This window comes from Candidatus Kryptonium sp. (assembly GCA_025060635.1).
Taxonomy (GTDB): domain Bacteria; phylum Bacteroidota; class Ignavibacteria; order Kryptoniales; family Kryptoniaceae; genus Kryptonium.
The window spans coordinates 303,357-318,010 of sequence record JANXBN010000001.1 but is presented as its reverse complement, the minus strand read 5'-3'; the positions used below and the strand labels follow the sequence as shown (position 1 = coordinate 318,010).

The 14,654-nt window shown below is 38.8% G+C and carries 14 protein-coding genes and 1 tRNA gene; 1 reads left to right on the top strand and 14 read right to left on the bottom strand.

What is annotated here, in order from left to right; all coding sequences use genetic code 11:
- Positions 1 to 36 precede the first annotated feature (36 nt).
- From NZ923_01570 to NZ923_01510, 13 genes are all read right to left on the bottom strand, one after another.
- A complete protein-coding gene (locus NZ923_01570) occupies positions 37 to 1,575 on the bottom strand; it encodes a YHS domain-containing protein (protein MCS7228706.1) in 1,539 nt (512 codons plus the stop codon).
- A 33-nt stretch (positions 1,576 to 1,608) separates the two neighbouring features.
- Complete coding sequence (locus tag NZ923_01565; GenBank protein MCS7228705.1) at positions 1,609 to 1,911, bottom strand: MmoB/DmpM family protein; 303 nt, start codon at positions 1,909 to 1,911, stop codon at positions 1,609 to 1,611.
- A gap of 15 nt (positions 1,912 to 1,926) precedes the next feature.
- On the bottom strand, positions 1,927 to 2,955 hold the full coding sequence (locus tag NZ923_01560) for a hypothetical protein (protein ID MCS7228704.1): 1,029 nt from the start codon (positions 2,953 to 2,955) through the stop codon (positions 1,927 to 1,929).
- Between the two features lie 15 nt (positions 2,956 to 2,970).
- Entirely contained in the window at positions 2,971 to 3,210 is a 240-nt protein-coding gene (locus NZ923_01555) for a 4-oxalocrotonate tautomerase family protein (protein ID MCS7228703.1), read from the bottom strand.
- A gap of 19 nt (positions 3,211 to 3,229) precedes the next feature.
- Positions 3,230 to 4,036 carry a 4-oxalocrotonate decarboxylase gene (locus NZ923_01550; protein MCS7228702.1) on the bottom strand — a complete coding sequence of 269 codons (807 nt, stop codon included), beginning with the start codon at positions 4,034 to 4,036 and terminating at the stop codon, positions 3,230 to 3,232.
- 25 nt (positions 4,037 to 4,061) lie between these two features.
- Positions 4,062 to 5,096, bottom strand: coding sequence for a 4-hydroxy-2-oxovalerate aldolase (dmpG, locus tag NZ923_01545; GenBank protein ID MCS7228701.1), 1,035 nt, complete (start codon positions 5,094 to 5,096; stop codon positions 4,062 to 4,064).
- A 20-nt stretch (positions 5,097 to 5,116) separates the two neighbouring features.
- Positions 5,117 to 6,082 (bottom strand): acetaldehyde dehydrogenase (acetylating), encoded by a 966-nt coding sequence (locus tag NZ923_01540; GenBank protein ID MCS7228700.1) that lies wholly within the window; start codon positions 6,080 to 6,082, stop codon positions 5,117 to 5,119.
- Between the two features lie 8 nt (positions 6,083 to 6,090).
- The gene (locus tag NZ923_01535; protein MCS7228699.1) at positions 6,091 to 6,351 is read right to left on the bottom strand and encodes a hypothetical protein; all 261 of its coding nucleotides are present in this window, start codon (positions 6,349 to 6,351) and stop codon (positions 6,091 to 6,093) included.
- An 11-nt stretch (positions 6,352 to 6,362) separates the two neighbouring features.
- Positions 6,363 to 7,142, bottom strand: a complete 780-nt coding sequence (locus NZ923_01530; protein ID MCS7228698.1) for a fumarylacetoacetate hydrolase family protein — start codon at positions 7,140 to 7,142, stop codon at positions 6,363 to 6,365.
- 71 nt (positions 7,143 to 7,213) lie between these two features.
- Complete coding sequence (locus NZ923_01525) at positions 7,214 to 8,716, bottom strand: aldehyde dehydrogenase (protein ID MCS7228697.1); 1,503 nt, start codon at positions 8,714 to 8,716, stop codon at positions 7,214 to 7,216.
- Positions 8,716 to 9,498 carry an IclR family transcriptional regulator gene (locus NZ923_01520; protein MCS7228696.1) on the bottom strand — a complete coding sequence of 261 codons (783 nt, stop codon included), beginning with the start codon at positions 9,496 to 9,498 and terminating at the stop codon, positions 8,716 to 8,718. Before NZ923_01520 ends, NZ923_01525 begins: the two co-directional genes overlap by 1 nt.
- A 127-nt stretch (positions 9,499 to 9,625) precedes the next feature.
- Positions 9,626 to 12,262, bottom strand: coding sequence for a DNA mismatch repair protein MutS (gene mutS / locus NZ923_01515; GenBank protein ID MCS7228695.1), 2,637 nt, complete (start codon positions 12,260 to 12,262; stop codon positions 9,626 to 9,628).
- A gap of 36 nt (positions 12,263 to 12,298) precedes the next feature.
- Positions 12,299 to 13,336 (bottom strand): hypothetical protein, encoded by a 1,038-nt coding sequence (locus NZ923_01510; protein ID MCS7228694.1) that lies wholly within the window; start codon positions 13,334 to 13,336, stop codon positions 12,299 to 12,301.
- A gap of 145 nt (positions 13,337 to 13,481) precedes the next feature.
- Between NZ923_01510 and NZ923_01505 the strand changes: the two genes are divergently transcribed.
- Positions 13,482 to 13,556 (top strand) — tRNA-Arg (locus NZ923_01505).
- Between the two features lie 4 nt (positions 13,557 to 13,560).
- Here the strand turns inward: NZ923_01505 and NZ923_01500 are convergent.
- On the bottom strand, positions 13,561 to 14,619 hold the full coding sequence (locus tag NZ923_01500; GenBank protein MCS7228693.1) for a radical SAM protein: 1,059 nt from the start codon (positions 14,617 to 14,619) through the stop codon (positions 13,561 to 13,563).
- Positions 14,620 to 14,654: the final 35 nt, after the last annotated feature.

Below are 14,654 nucleotides of genomic sequence, written 5' to 3'. Positions count from 1 at the left end.
AAGATATGGGGCGGGAAAAACCGCCCCAGTTTAAATTTAAATCAGGACCGTTGCCATATCTTTATGCCACTCCTTCCAATTCTTGTAATCTTCAGAGACGAAATAATCAAAGTTATCAGTTTGAATGTTATACCATCTCAAGACCTGTGGGACAACATCATCAGGTCCTTTTGGTGGCTCGGCGAAGCAATTTCCTTTGTAAATTTCGTGGACTGGTAACCACGCTTGGACGAATTTTTCAGGTTCCCGTTCAAATATCCATTTGCAACCATCAGAGCAGAAATGATAAATCTCGCCTTCATATTCTGTATATCTTTGAACAAAATTATTTGGATCATCTGGATCTGTGAAGCCCATAGGTATCTGACACACCTGACAAAGCTGAGGTAATCCGATGTAATAAAATCTATCTCCAGGGAGAGGAGTTTTTGCTTCCTTCGCTTTTTCGTATCTCCAGCGATAATACTGATTAAATGTCCTTGGATATTTCTCCGCAAGCCACTCCATTTCTGCCTCAGTTGGAATCCAAGAGTGAAAAGCAGCTGCAAATGTAAACGAGAACAAAATCCAGTAAACATCATGCGAAAGGAATTCCTTCTCTTTTATTGATTGCTCCATATGCAAAGGCGGTCTAATTCCATATCTTTCCAAATCTCGGAACAGACCTTCAATTATTTGATCTTCAACATAAAGCTCAAACGATTCCTTCCACGACATAACTCTTTTGGGAAGCATATAATCCATCATCGCACCGACAAGCGAAGTTAATCTGTAGCCACGCCACCACCATTTATCAATCCATTGTTGAATTATCGGGACATTATCTTCGTGTTGCTCAAGAAGAAACTTAACAACTTGAAGCCCAAGCGTCATATGCCTTGATTCATCTGACTGTGCACTGAAACCGAATGTCATAGTTGGAGTATCACCATTATAAGCAGCGCCTGACATAAACGGCACGAAAAGAAGGTTTGTCAATGCATATTCAAATGAAAACGAAATAGCGGTTACGAACTCAAACGGTCCAGCCGTCACTGCGTCATCAAAATAAGATTTCGGAACGCTCAAATACCAAACTCTATCATGCATATGCGTCATTGAGTGAAAACCATCATAGTATTTGTTAAAGTTACTTCCAGCGTGAACTTCAATTTGAGTATGTCTAAGTTCATCCATTGATTGGAAAAATGCTGCCGTTCTCGGACCAGCGCCTGGAAGATGCCTCGCAACGAAAGCAAATCCACGATGAGCCATGTATTCAAGCGGTGTGACACCTTGAATAAAAAGCTTAATTGAATTCAAATATCTCGCATCGGAAAGTGTTAAGTGCCCTTGATTTTGAATAAATCCGTCAAGAATTGCATAAAATCGTCTGTCCTTTTCCGCTTGGTATTTCCAATACGCCTCAATTGTCATCCTGAACGGATCCTCCCATTTATTCCAATCCTTAATTTTTATGCCTTCGTATTCAGCGTAAGGATAAATATCTTTTTTACTTACATAAGTTGGCTCCCAATCAAGCCCACGAGTATAGATATGATATTTTTGAGCCAATGTTAATTTCTTTTTCGCCATAGCTTGCACCTCCGTTTGTTTTAAACTTTTGTTTTACATATGTGTATCCCATTGAATCAAAATCTTATCGTCATCCCACTCTGCGAAGTTCCCCGCATAAGAAATTATCACGAGATTGAACTCCTGCGTATCCCACGGACGACCCATGAAACTTTCTACCGTCTCACGATTAATTAAAAGCTTTTCCGGGTGCTTCACTTTGTAATAGCCGGGAAATTCATCAATCCTTGTCCCGGGATTATCTTTCAAAATCGCTTGCAAAACATTATAACCTTCCTCGGTTTTTTGAAGATCAATAGCGACAAATCTTTCCCTTCTTGTTTCTACGACCGCCATTTCGCACCTCCGTTTTTAAATTTTAATATTCAAACCAAGTTTTCCGTAAACTTCACGAGCGTGATTTAAAACATTTTCTTTCGCCTTCTTGAAATCACCTTTCTTCTTTGGCATCTTAAAAACATCAGCGAATTCGTCAACCGCTTTTGAAATTTGACCAGCGTAATGATTTAGCTTTGACTCAATGAATTTTTTGTTATTCTCTCCATAGGTTGGATCAGAAACAAGGACTTCAAAAAGCTTTTCAGTCCATCGCATGTTGTCTTTATACATGTCGTAGAAATACTTGCTGAAAAATGAGAAAGTCGTAACCCCATTTTCAACAGCAAGATTATCAAGCTCAATATGGACGAGAGGATTAATAAAAACATCAAGAGCGAGGTTTTGTCCAATTAAAACTTCACCCCAATCTTGAACCGTTAATAATTTTTCAACATATTCACGCAACGGTTGGAAAATTCCGTCCTCAAGCCATGTCTTCTTCGCATTTTCAAAAATATCTCCATCCGGCTCTGGAAGTTCAAACGCTATTCTCGTTATAAGTTGCGCATTTGCATACTTATCGCAAGCGTTAAATTCCGCACACTGAGTTATTGATGTACCATATCCAAACCTGGCAACCCCAACAAGCAAAATCCAACCTGCATATTCAAGATGTCTCAACGGTATGAAATAGCGATTGTAAACCTTAAGCCAATTTTCGTCAACTTTTTCAAACAACCCGCGCTCTTCGCAAAATTCAAAATACTTATCAACTGCCTCATAATTTTTCGCTCTCGTTGCGTTGTAAGTGTAATAATAGTACTGCCTCGGATCAAGAAATGAATAATAATCCGCAAGTTTCAGTTCAGAATAGTTCTTATCAAAAATTTCAACTCCCTCACGCCAGGTTGGTTTGTAGTGGAAATTTTCCCTCTGTTGAATATCAACGGTTGCTTCTTCATACCTTGATGCTGGTCTGTTTCCGTATCGTTTCAGAAGATAATCAAACGCCAAACGCTTTGGTTCAATTACCTTTTGCTTGATTTCATATTGAGTTGACATGATAGCACCTCCGTTTTATTTTTTATTTGCCTTTTTGTTCATCTTTGAGATTCCATCTTGCTTCTTTTGTCTATATTCTTCAATCGGAAGACCTGCAACCGCAAAGTTTTCCTTTGGGACCTCGTTTATTATTACGCGAACACTCTCGGGATTCACACCAAGCGATTCAACAACAGCGTCGGTTACTTTTTTTATAAGGTCTCTTTTCATTTCACTACTTCTTCCTTCAAGCATGTTAATTATCACTATCGGCATAAAACTTTACCTTTGATTTTTATTTCTGAACCACGAAAGTTGAAACCTCGCCAACACCGCATATCGTGACTTTTATAAAGTCCCCATTTTTCACATCAATTGCTTCAGTGATGCTTCCTGTTAAAATTATGCTCCCTGATTTTACTTTCTCGCCACGCTTTGAAAGAAACTTAACAAGTTGGGACACGGCGATGGCAGGATTTCCGAGCACAGCTCCCAAAGCCCCTGTTTTCTCCGGCATCCCATTTCGTTCAAAAATTACACCTGACAATCTTAAATCAACCTCGGTAGGTTTCTTGACATCTGAACCAATTACAAATCTTGAGGCAGAAAAATTATCAGCGATGACATCAGTTAGCTCAAACTTAAAATCTTTATATCTTGAATCAACGAACTCAATTGCTGGCGCGACGAACTTCGTTGCTTCTATTACTTCATAAGGTGAAACATCCCCATAAAGGTCATCTCCAATTATAAAAGCTATTTCCGCTTCTGCTTTGGGATGAATTAACTCATTCAAGTTAACCTCACCGCCGTCATCTATTTTCATATAATCAAACAAATATCCAAAGCCGACGCTTGAAATTCCCATTGACTTTTGCTTTGCTCTCGTCGTGAAAGCAAGCTTATAGCCAATGATTTTATTTCCCAGCGAAAGTTTAACTTTAACAAGTTCTTTTTGTATCAAATAAGCATCGTCAATTGTAATTTCGGGATGCATTTTTACGATTTGTTCCGTCTCCTTTCGTTCAACTTCACATTGATGAAGATACTTCGCAAGTTGCTTTAACTTGCCATTTTTATTTTTCTGTGCTTTTACCGGCACATTTTTTCAAAATTTATTTTTAATCTCAAACCTCAATCTCTTTCCCAAGTTTTCTTGCGAGTTCAACTGCAACATCAATTATCATATCTTCCTGACCACCGACCATTTTTCTTCTTCCGAGCTCAATCAAAATATCTCTCGTATCAACGCCAAATCTTTGCCCTGCTCTTTTAGCATGAAGCAAAAATGATGAATAAACTCCCGCATATCCAAGCGATAAGCTATCCCTGTCAATTACAACATCAACATTTTTTCTTTTCATCATTGGTCTAACGATGTTTTCAGCTGCGTCCATAAGTTTGTAAAGATCGCAGTTGGTTTTTATACCGGCTTTATTAAATACAGCGATCAAAACCTCAAGCGGTGCATTTCCAGCACCTGCGCCAAGTCCACATAGCGAAGCGTCAATTCTATCTGCACCGCTTTGAACCGCAGAAAGAGAATTTGCAACTCCAAGCGAAAGATTATGATGGGCGTGAAATCCAGCTTGACAGTTTAATTTATCTTTGAATGCTTTAATTCTATCTGCGACATCCTGTGGAAGCATCGCTCCAGCTGAATCAACCACATAGACACAATCAGCACCAGCGCTTTCCATTATTTTCGCTTGCTTAACAAGTTCATTTGGCTCAATCATATGTGACATCATTAAAAATCCAACAACCTCAAGCCCCCTTTTCTTTGAATACTCAATATGTTGAATTGCTATATCTGCTTCGGTGCAATGCGTTGCAATTCTTACTACCTTCACGCCAAGATCAATTGCGACTTCCAAATCCGCTATAGTTCCAATTCCAGGCAAGAGCAAAACATCAAGCTTCGCATTTTTTAAAACTTCAGCAACTGCAGAGATATATTCCATTTCTGGATATTTTGAAAACCCATAATTTATTGCATTTCCGGCAAGACCGTCTCCATGTGATACTTCAATTATATCAACCCCAGCCGAATCAAGTGACTTTGCTATCTCAACCATATCTTCAATTTCATATTGATGGGACATTGCGTGCATCCCATCACGAAGCGTCACATCGTTTATAATGATTTTTTTATCCTCCATTTTTAAATCTCCAGAATTTTTTATTGAACGCTTGCTCTTTCTTTTAAAATTTTTTCCGCAAAAAGTTCTCCAACCCTAAGCGCTGCAGATGTCATTATATCAAGATTTCCAGCATATTTTGGCAAATAATGTCCCGCTCCTTCAATTTCAAGCAAAATTGTAACTTTGTATCCACGATTGAACTCACCATATCCAGGTATCTTCAAAGGATACTTATCCAGTGGATCAAAAATTGGTTCGCTTTTTAGATTATATCCTGGGACATATTTCTTAACCTCGTCCACCATTTGGTAAATTGATTCAGAAACCTCGTCAGGATCGCACTCATCTGTTAATGTGTAAACTGTGTTTCGCATTATAATTGGTGGTTCAGCTGGATTTAAGATAATTATCGCTTTACCCTTTTTTGCTCCGCCGATAACTTCAAGACCTTTAGCTGTCGTTTGTGTAAACTCATCTATGTTTTGTCTCGTCCCGGGTCCAGCGCTCTTGCTCGCAACAGATGAAACTATTTCAGCGTAATGAACCTTTACAACTCTTGAGACAGCATAGACCATAGGTATCGTTGCTTGCCCACCACAAGTTATCAAATTAACATTTAACTTATCAAGATGCTCTCCAAGATTTACCGGTGGGACAACATAAGGACCTATTGCAGCTGGCGTCAAGTCAATTGCTATTTTGCCAAGCTCTTTGTAAATCGGTGCGTTTTGAAGATGTGCCTTTGCACTTGTTGCTTCAAATACAATCTCAACTTGATCAACGATATCTTTCCTTTTTAGAAAACCATCAATCCCCTCGTAAGTTGTCTCAATCCCGAGTCGTTTCGCACGCGCAAGTCCATCGGAATTCGGATCTATACCGACCATCATAACTGGCTCAAGATTTTTTGAATAGCGTAAAATTTTTATCAAAAGATCCGTCCCTATGTTTCCGCTTCCGACGATTGCGCATTTAACCTTTCCATTTACCGAGTTAGTTGACATTTCAAATTTCAAAATTTTGTTGGGAAATATTCATCTAAGTCAATCTCATCGGGCGATTTTATATTTAATCTCACAAGATGCTGAAGATACTCGCTTATCTTTTTCCTATCTTCCTCGGTATCTGCAACAAGAACGATTTTATTTCTAACCCTGAAATCTTCAAATATCGCATATGGCATCACAAGCTCGCCCGACTCAAGCCAATCAGAGTAATGAGATAACCGAAATTCAACAAATTTATCAAGAAACCTTGTAAATCTTGCATACATTTTACCAACCCTTATTCAAATTTTACGCTTACGCTTCCAAGTTTTTGGATTGTAACTTTGAAGAAATCACCTTTTTTTGGAACCACGAGTTGACCAAGCGAACCAGAAAGGATGATTTCACCAGATTTTAGATATTCTCCAAATTCAGCGAGTTTGTTCGCAAGCCAAGCAACCGCCTTCACAGGATTGCCAAGCGATGCTGCTCCAGCACCTGAAACAACTACATCGCCATTTTGTTCAAGTATCATACCTAAACATCTTAAATCAAGATTATCAATCATCGTTTTCTTTCCCCCGAGAACAAACAAAGCAGACGAAGCATTATCAGCGATCGTATCCTGAATCTTTATTTTCCAATCTTTAATCCTGCTATCAACTATTTCAATTGAAGGAACAACGAATTCAGTCGCCCTTAAAACATCTACCTCTGTAATCCCTGGACCTATTAAATCTTTCCCAATCACAAACGCAATCTCACCCTCAACCCTTGGCTGAATTAAGCTGTTAAGTTTGACAACGCCTCCATCTTCAATATACATCGTATCAAAAAGATAACCGAAGTCAGGTTGATTTACATTTAACATCTTTTGAACCGCAAAACTTGTGATCCCAATTTTCTTTCCTTTGATTCTAAAACCGTTTTTTAGTTTTCTCTCAACATTTACGCGCTGGATTTTGTATGCTTCCTCAATTGTTATAGCCCCGTTTTTTGATGTCAGCGGTTCAATCGGCGTTAAATTTAATTCAGCAAAATACAGCTCTTCCGCAAATTTTTTAATATAATCCTGCATGACGCTGAAAAATTATTTTAGAAAGCCAAGGGAGAAAATTTTATCTCTTAAGAAACTCCAAAAGACACAATTCACAACTTTATGCACACATTTTTCAGCTCCGTATAAAACTCAAAGCTGTAAATCCCACCCTCTCTTCCAATTCCACTCATCTTCATTCCGCCAAACGGTGTTCTTAAATCCCTTAAAAACCAAGTGTTGATCCAAATAACACCTGCTTCAATTTGTCCGGCAACGCGATGTGCTCTTGTTAGGTCTCTTGTCCATATGGTTGCGCTTAATCCATAGTGAGTGTTGTTTGCCCTTTGGATAACTTCTTCTTCGGTATCAAATGGCGAAACGGTCACAACTGGACCGAAAATTTCTTCTTTGATAACCCTACAATTATCATTTAACCCCACTATGACGGTAGGTTCAAGCCAATTTCCTGTTTTGAATTTATCTGGAAGGTGCTCTGGAGTTTTTCCACCTGTTAAAATTTTTCCACCCTCTGCTACAGCTATCTCAAGGTAGGTGCGCACTTTCTGAAGGTGTTCCTCACTTATCAATGCCCCCATCTCTGTTTCAAAGTCAAGTGGATCGCCAACTTTTATTTTCTTTGCGCGTTCAACGAGTTTTTCAACAAATTCATCATAGATTTTTCTTTCAACATAAATTCTTGAACCACACAAACAAACCTCACCTTGATTTGAAAAGCTTGACTGAATTGTCACATCAAGTGCTTGTTCAATATCAGCGTCAGCGAAGATGATATTTGGATTTTTACCACCGAGTTCAAATGAAAGCTTTTTAAGATGTTGTGAAGCGATTCGCATTATCGCCTGCCCAGTCGTTGTTTCCCCAGTAAGTGAGATCAACTTCACATCGGGATGTGCAACAATGAATTCACCAGCTGAATTTGGTCCGAAACCGTGGACGACATTTAAAACTCCATCAGGAAGACCAGCTTCAGCTGCTATTTCAGCCAATTTTGTAGCAGTTATCGGAGTAAGTTCGGAAGGTTTTATTATGCATGTATTTCCTGCTGCAAGACACGGAGCAACTTTCCAAGTCGTCAATAAAAGCGGGAGATTCCAAGGTGTTATAAGTCCAGCAACTCCAACCGGTCGCCTCAAGACATAGTTTATAGCTCCGCGATCGTCCGTTTCATAAAATTCGGTATGAACATATTTCGCAAACTCAGCGAAGAACGAAAAATTATAAGATGCTCGCGGTATCTCCATCCCCTTTGAAAGCTTTATCGGCTTTCCGACATCTATTGATTCAAGATATGAAAGTTCATCAATTCTTGACATAATAATTTCGGAAATCCTCATCAAGTATTTGCTTCTTTCCTTAACTGGCATCTTCCCCCAGACCTTGAAAGCTTCAAGCGCAGATTTAACAGCCATTTCAACATCTTCCTTGCCACTTTCTGGAACAGTGGCTATCACCTCATTTGTCGCAGGATACTTACTTTCAAATCTTTTCCCACTGACAGAATCAACAAATTTCCCACCGATGAAATTTTTCAACTCAATGACCCCATTGCGGATGGATGTTTTTTTCTGTGTTAATTCATTTACTTCAGACATTAAATCAACCTCAAATCTATGTTTTTAAGTTCCTCTGAAATTAGTTTTGCTGTCTTCATCACGCATTTTGAATATTCATCGTAAACGGACTCATTAATTCGGCTTGATGGTCCAGAAACGCTCACAGCTGCTATCACCACTCCTTCCCCATTGAAAACAGGCGCAGCAATACATCTCAAGCCATCTTCAATTTCCTCATTATCTATCGCATAGCCACGCTCTCTTATTCTTTTTAATTCCTCAAAAAATTTTTTCTTATCTGTTATCGTGTTTTTGGTAAACCTTTTAAGTCCCTTCTCCCTTATGATTCTTTTAGCTTTATCCTCTGGCAAAAACGCAAGCATTGCTTTGCCAAGCCCAGTGCAATGTGCGGGAAGACGCCTGCCCACCTCCGAGATTATAACAAAGTTTCTATCGGCTATTATCTTGTCAAGATACACAACCTCGCCATTTTTAAGCGTTGCGAAATGAACGGTTTCATTTAGATACCAATGAAGATCTTCAAGATAAATCCTTGCCCTGTCAACCATGATCTTTTTTAAGGATACGCTGTTTCCGAGCTCATAAAGTTTTAAGCCCAACCGATATTTCCCTGTTTCTTCGCTTTTCTCAACGACCCCAAGTTTCTCCATTGAGCGAAGGAATCTATGGACTGTGCTTTTATGCATTTTTAAAATTTTGCTTATCTCCCCCACACCGAGCTCAAATTTCCCATTCTGTGCAAAGACGGATAAAATTGCAAACGCCCTTTCAATTGAATTATTGTTCGGTGTTCCTTTCATAAAATAAGGTTATTAAATTTTTCTGAAGGCAAGTTAAGAAACGATGGCTACTTTGTCAAGAGTTAAAGTTTTCACTGTCTCAATATGTGAAACGCAATGTTGAATATTGAAACAAAATTTAGAAGGCTTACAATTCCCCGCTCTTTATCTTCCCCCTCAACTCATGAAGTTTCATTAATGCTTGAATCGGGGTCATGTTGTCTATGTCAAGGTTCAAGATTTCATCCCTTAATTTGCTGTCGTTTAGTTCAAACAAACTTATTTGGAATTTTTCTCGCAGTGCTTCTTTTGAAATTTTCTTCTTTGATTTCTCATGCGGTGTTAACTCTTTTTGCTCTAAATTCATCAAAATTTCCTTTGCTCTTTCCGTTACCTCCTTCGGAAGCCCAGCCATTTTTGCAACTTCAATGCCATAGCTGTGGTCTGCGTATCCAGGAACTATCTTGTGAAGGAATATGATTTTATCTCCGACTTCTCTCACATCCGCTTTGAAGTTCTTTATGCGCGGAAATATCTCCGCAAGTTCATTCAGCTCGTGATAATGCGTTGCGAAAATGGTTTTAGCTCTGACCTTTGGATTCTCGTGCAAATACTCGGTTATAGCCCATGCGATTGAAATACCATCAAATGTACTTGTACCTCGTCCAACTTCATCAAGTAAAATTAAACTTTTCGGTGTTGCGTTGTTCAAAATGTTTGCCATCTCATGCATTTCAACTAAAAAGGTGCTCTCACCACCAGCGATGTTATCAGATGCCCCAACCCTTGTGAAAATTCTATCAACAATTCCAATCCTCGCATAACTTGCCGGGACGAAACTTCCGATTTGAGCAAGCAAAACAATTAAACCCACCTGACGCAAAAATACGCTCTTACCAGACATATTCGGCCCTGTGATTATCAAAATTTGATTTTCAGAATTATCAAGATAAACGCTGTTTGGAACGAATCTCTCACCAGCAGGTAAAATTTTTTCTACAACCGGATGTCTTCCGTCTTTTATCTCTATAACATCGCTTTCATCAACTATTGGACAAGTATAGTTGTTTTCAACGGCAACCTCCGCAAGCGAGACGAAGCAATCAAGCATCGCAAGAAGTTGTGCATTTTTCTGTATCGCTTCGGTATGTTCGGAAATTTTCTCTCTTAACTGATTAAAAAGCTCTGCTTCAAGAGCCGAGATCTTTTCTTCCGCAGTGAGAATTTTTTCTTCATACTCTTTTAATTCGGGTGTTATAAATCTCTCTGCATTTACAAGCGTCTGCTTGCGAATGTAATCTGGCGGAACTTTGTCAAGATGTGGTTTCGTGACCTCAATGTAATATCCGAAAACAGAATTATAATCAATCTTCAAACTCGGGATCCCCGTTCTCTCTCTTTCCTTTTGCTGTAAATTTGCTATTAATTCTTTGCTTGAACGAGTAATATAGCGAAGTTCGTCAAGTTCAGGATTATATCCATCTCTTATAACTCCGCCATCTGAAACAGTTGCAGGTGGATCATCAACGATTGCGCTTTCTATTAAAGAGACCGCATTTTCCAACGGATTTAGAAGTTTTGAAATTTTCTGGAGCGTCTCGGATTTCGCATCAACAAGAAGGGACTTTATCTTTGGAATTTTTTTGAGGGATTCTTTTAGATTTATCATATCTCTTGGGTTCGCTCTCCCTGTTGTCCCCGGAAGATGCGCACGGATTGCGATCCTTGAAATCAATCTTTCAATATCACCGATCTCGCCGAGAATTTCATAAAGTTCTTTTCTTAACTTTTGATTTTCGTAAAGTTCCTTAACAGCTTCAAGTCGTTTTTGAATTGGTTCAAGTTTCTTTAAAGGTCTCAAAACCCATTTTTTTAAAAGTCGTGCCCCCATCGGGGTTTGAGTTTTATCAATGATTGAAAAAAGAGTCCCATATGTTGTTTCACCTGAATATGAAGTGGCTATTTCAAGATTTCGCTTCGTTGCGGGATCAAGAACCATATAATCGCTGTTGTCATATCGTGAAATTTTCCTTATGTGAGTTAACCTCGTCCTTTGTGTCTCTTGAAGATAATGCAAAACTGCGCCAGCGGAAATAATTCCAAGTTCAAGCTCTTCAATGCCAAAACCTTTCAAGGATTGAGTTTGAAAATGATTTGTCAAAACCTCAAATGCATAATCATACTTAAAAATCCAATCTTCCAGCCTTGTTAGCGCTGGCTTTGTTTGAACTTTTTCAAGAGTTTGTTCCAACAAACTTTTTGAAGATTTACTGTAAATAATTTCACTTGGAGTTATCGTATCAAGCAAATTTGGAAGTTCTTCAAGATAAATCTCGCTCGTATAAAATTCCCCAGTTGAGACATCAGCGAAAGCGACCCCAACTTTTCTATCTTTGAAAGACAAAGCACAAACGAAATTGTTCGCCCTATTATCAAGAAGTTTATCAATAACCGCAACTCCTGGGGTTACGATTTCAATCACATCTCTTTTTACGATCCCTTTGGCAAACTTTGGGTCTTCAAGTTGCTCGCAAATTGCGACTTTATATCCAGCTTTAACAAGCTTCGGAAGATATGTGTCAAGCGCATGATGAGGGAAACCAGCAAGCGGGACATCAGCTGCAGCTCCGTTTGCCCTTCTCGTTAAAGCTATGCCGAGGACCTTTGCGGTTATCTTTGCATCTTCTTCAAATGTTTCGTAAAAATCCCCCATTCTAAACAAAACTATCGCATCAGGATATTGCGCTTTTATCTTTCTATACTGTCTCATCAATGGCGTTGACATAGTAGCAAAAAATTTATTTTGACAATCCCTGGAACATTAAACTTTTTCACCATACTTCATCTCAAATTCAAAGCTCTTGAACGCTCTTATGTTGGGATATTCTTCACGCAAATATGTTTCAACTTCAGGCGAAAAATAATAACCAACGACAAAGGCGTAAACATCGGCATTTAAATAACTTCTCAACCTTTCCATCTTCTTTGCAAGTTTTTCTATCTCTCTTTTGCTCGGCCTTGACTTACATTCACCTATTATGTAAACTTTTTCTCCATTTTTCTTCCCTTCAATATAGATGTTCACCTCATCATACCTTCCATCGGGATAAACCACATTCCTTCGGTCAACTATTTCAGCTTCAACTCCATACTCATACTTTGCAAATTTTTTCGCAAAGAGCATAACTTTATCTTCAAGCCCATAGCCGACGGTATCTGAAATTCCAGCGAGGATTTCTCGTGTCCTTTCGTGTTCGTTTATTAGCCAGATTAACCTCTCTTCCGTTTTCCTTTGCGCCTCAGCTAATTGTTCTACTTTAATTGCAAGCTGATTCAATCTTTCCTCCGTTCTTCTCTGTGCTTCAGCTAGTTGATTTAATCTTTCTTCTGTTCTTCTCTGCGCTTCTGAAAGTTGGTTTATGCTTTCCCAAACTCGCTTGAAATTCTCCGACGTCTCACGCTTGAAAAATTCCAAACTCTCCTCCGTTCTTCTCTGTGCTTCCGAAAGTTGGTTTATACTTTCCCAAACTCGCTTGAAATTCTCCGCCGTCTCACGCTTGAAAGAATCCAAACTCTCCTCTGTTCTTCTTTGCGCTTCAACCAACTGATTTATACTTTCCCAAACCCGATTAAAGTTTTCTTCTGTTGTTTTCCTAAATGACACAAATTCCTCTTGAGATCTCCGCTGGATCTCGGAAAGATAAGAAAGATTTTGGCTCGTTTGTCCAACTAATTCTTTTAACTCGGCAAACTCACTACGCCCTACATATATTGCCTGCATCTTTTCATCAATTAACCTCGTTATCAACGAAATTAACTCTGGTGTTATTTCCAAACCCTTCTTCCTCGCCTGTGGCATTGAAATTAAAAATTTTTTGATTTGATCACTTTAAAGCGCTTACTAAAAATTAAAGATTTTTCCGCTTAAAAAAAACTTTCGCTTACTGAACTTTCAAGTATTGATTTTTTACTGCAACTTTTTTAATTTTATAACGATCCTACCTGCCCCTGTAGCTCAGCATGGATAGAGCAGCGGTTTCCTAAACCGCGTGTCGCAGGTTCGAATCCTGCCAGGGGCACTTTTTAATTTAACAAATGTATATTCCCCACATGAACTCTCTTTAAACCTGCGGATATCGCAGATTCAACACATTCTCTCATCAACTCTTTTGATGTTATCGGAAGGTCATAGAGATAAAACTGCGGATAAAAGGCAAGAAGTGAATAAGGAATGTTTTCATCAATTTGACTTATGAACCTCGCTATCTTGTAAACTTCATCAGCGTTTATATAACCAGGTACTATGAGCGTGCTTGCGACAACAAGCGGTGGTTCGGGACGCTGATCTATAAAACGACAAGCAAACTCAAAATTTTCAAATACCTTACGATTGCTCACAGCACATAAAGCGATGTTAAGATTTTCATCATATGCTTTCAAATCAAATTTTATACATCCTCCAGATTCAAGGGAAAGTTTAACGGCCATCTCCAGAAATTTTCTATTCATATTTCCGTTCGTTTCCCAGCAAATCCTTACATCTTTTCTTTTCCTGAGGATTATTTTTGAGGTTTGGATCGCGTGAACTATTTGCGTTGATGGATCACCACCGAAATAACAGACGCAAAAAGTTTTCTCATCAACTATACTTGCAAGCTCTTCAGATGAAATTTTCCTCGCCCTTTTTATGTTCGTTTCTCTAAAGTGCCAATTTTGACAAAACAGACAATTAAAACTGCAACTACGATAAAACACTGCAAGATTTTTCTTACCAACTTGGTTTGAACCTTCACAAACCCATTCAGCAACGCAATTAGTCGGCAAAGGATCAAAATACCAATCAAGCAGTCCACTTTCGGATGTACCTGCAAGATGTGAAATTTTTCCATTAAAATTTGCTCTTAAACCACAATATCCCCTTTCCCCTTCTGGTATAACACACTCATTGGCGCAAATTTTACACTTTATCCCTTCTTTTGAATTAGGCACACTACTCGGAAGTTCAAATTCTTCCCTCGTGATCCTATGAAATTCAAGAATTTTATCTATCACGCCTTTTTTATTTTGACGGATGCAATCAACACAAGCGCCAATTGCTTTCGCAACAAGTTTTCTTCCTCTACAGACACCGCAAAGGTTCATTTCTCTGACGGGCGGGATAAAACCCGCCCAGAAAA

Bases quoted from the DNA above. Each gene is read 5' to 3' on its own strand.
- NZ923_01570 (MCS7228706.1), bottom strand. From the start codon at position 1,575: ATGGCGAAAAAGAAATTAACATTGGCTCAAAAATATCATATCTATACT.
- NZ923_01565 (MCS7228705.1), bottom strand. From the start codon at position 1,911: ATGGCGGTCGTAGAAACAAGAAGGGAAAGATTTGTCGCTATTGATCTT.
- NZ923_01560 (MCS7228704.1), bottom strand. From the start codon at position 2,955: ATGTCAACTCAATATGAAATCAAGCAAAAGGTAATTGAACCAAAGCGT.
- NZ923_01555 (MCS7228703.1), bottom strand. From the start codon at position 3,210: ATGCCGATAGTGATAATTAACATGCTTGAAGGAAGAAGTAGTGAAATG.
- dmpG (MCS7228701.1), bottom strand. From the start codon at position 5,096: ATGGAGGATAAAAAAATCATTATAAACGATGTGACGCTTCGTGATGGG.
- NZ923_01540 (MCS7228700.1), bottom strand. From the start codon at position 6,082: ATGTCAACTAACTCGGTAAATGGAAAGGTTAAATGCGCAATCGTCGGA.
- NZ923_01535 (MCS7228699.1), bottom strand. From the start codon at position 6,351: ATGTATGCAAGATTTACAAGGTTTCTTGATAAATTTGTTGAATTTCGG.
- NZ923_01530 (MCS7228698.1), bottom strand. From the start codon at position 7,142: ATGCAGGATTATATTAAAAAATTTGCGGAAGAGCTGTATTTTGCTGAA.
- NZ923_01525 (MCS7228697.1), bottom strand. From the start codon at position 8,716: ATGTCTGAAGTAAATGAATTAACACAGAAAAAAACATCCATCCGCAAT.
- NZ923_01520 (MCS7228696.1), bottom strand. From the start codon at position 9,498: ATGAAAGGAACACCGAACAATAATTCAATTGAAAGGGCGTTTGCAATT.
- mutS (MCS7228695.1), bottom strand. From the start codon at position 12,262: ATGTCAACGCCATTGATGAGACAGTATAGAAAGATAAAAGCGCAATAT.
- NZ923_01510 (MCS7228694.1), bottom strand. From the start codon at position 13,336: ATGCCACAGGCGAGGAAGAAGGGTTTGGAAATAACACCAGAGTTAATT.
- NZ923_01500 (MCS7228693.1), bottom strand. From the start codon at position 14,619: ATGAACCTTTGCGGTGTCTGTAGAGGAAGAAAACTTGTTGCGAAAGCA.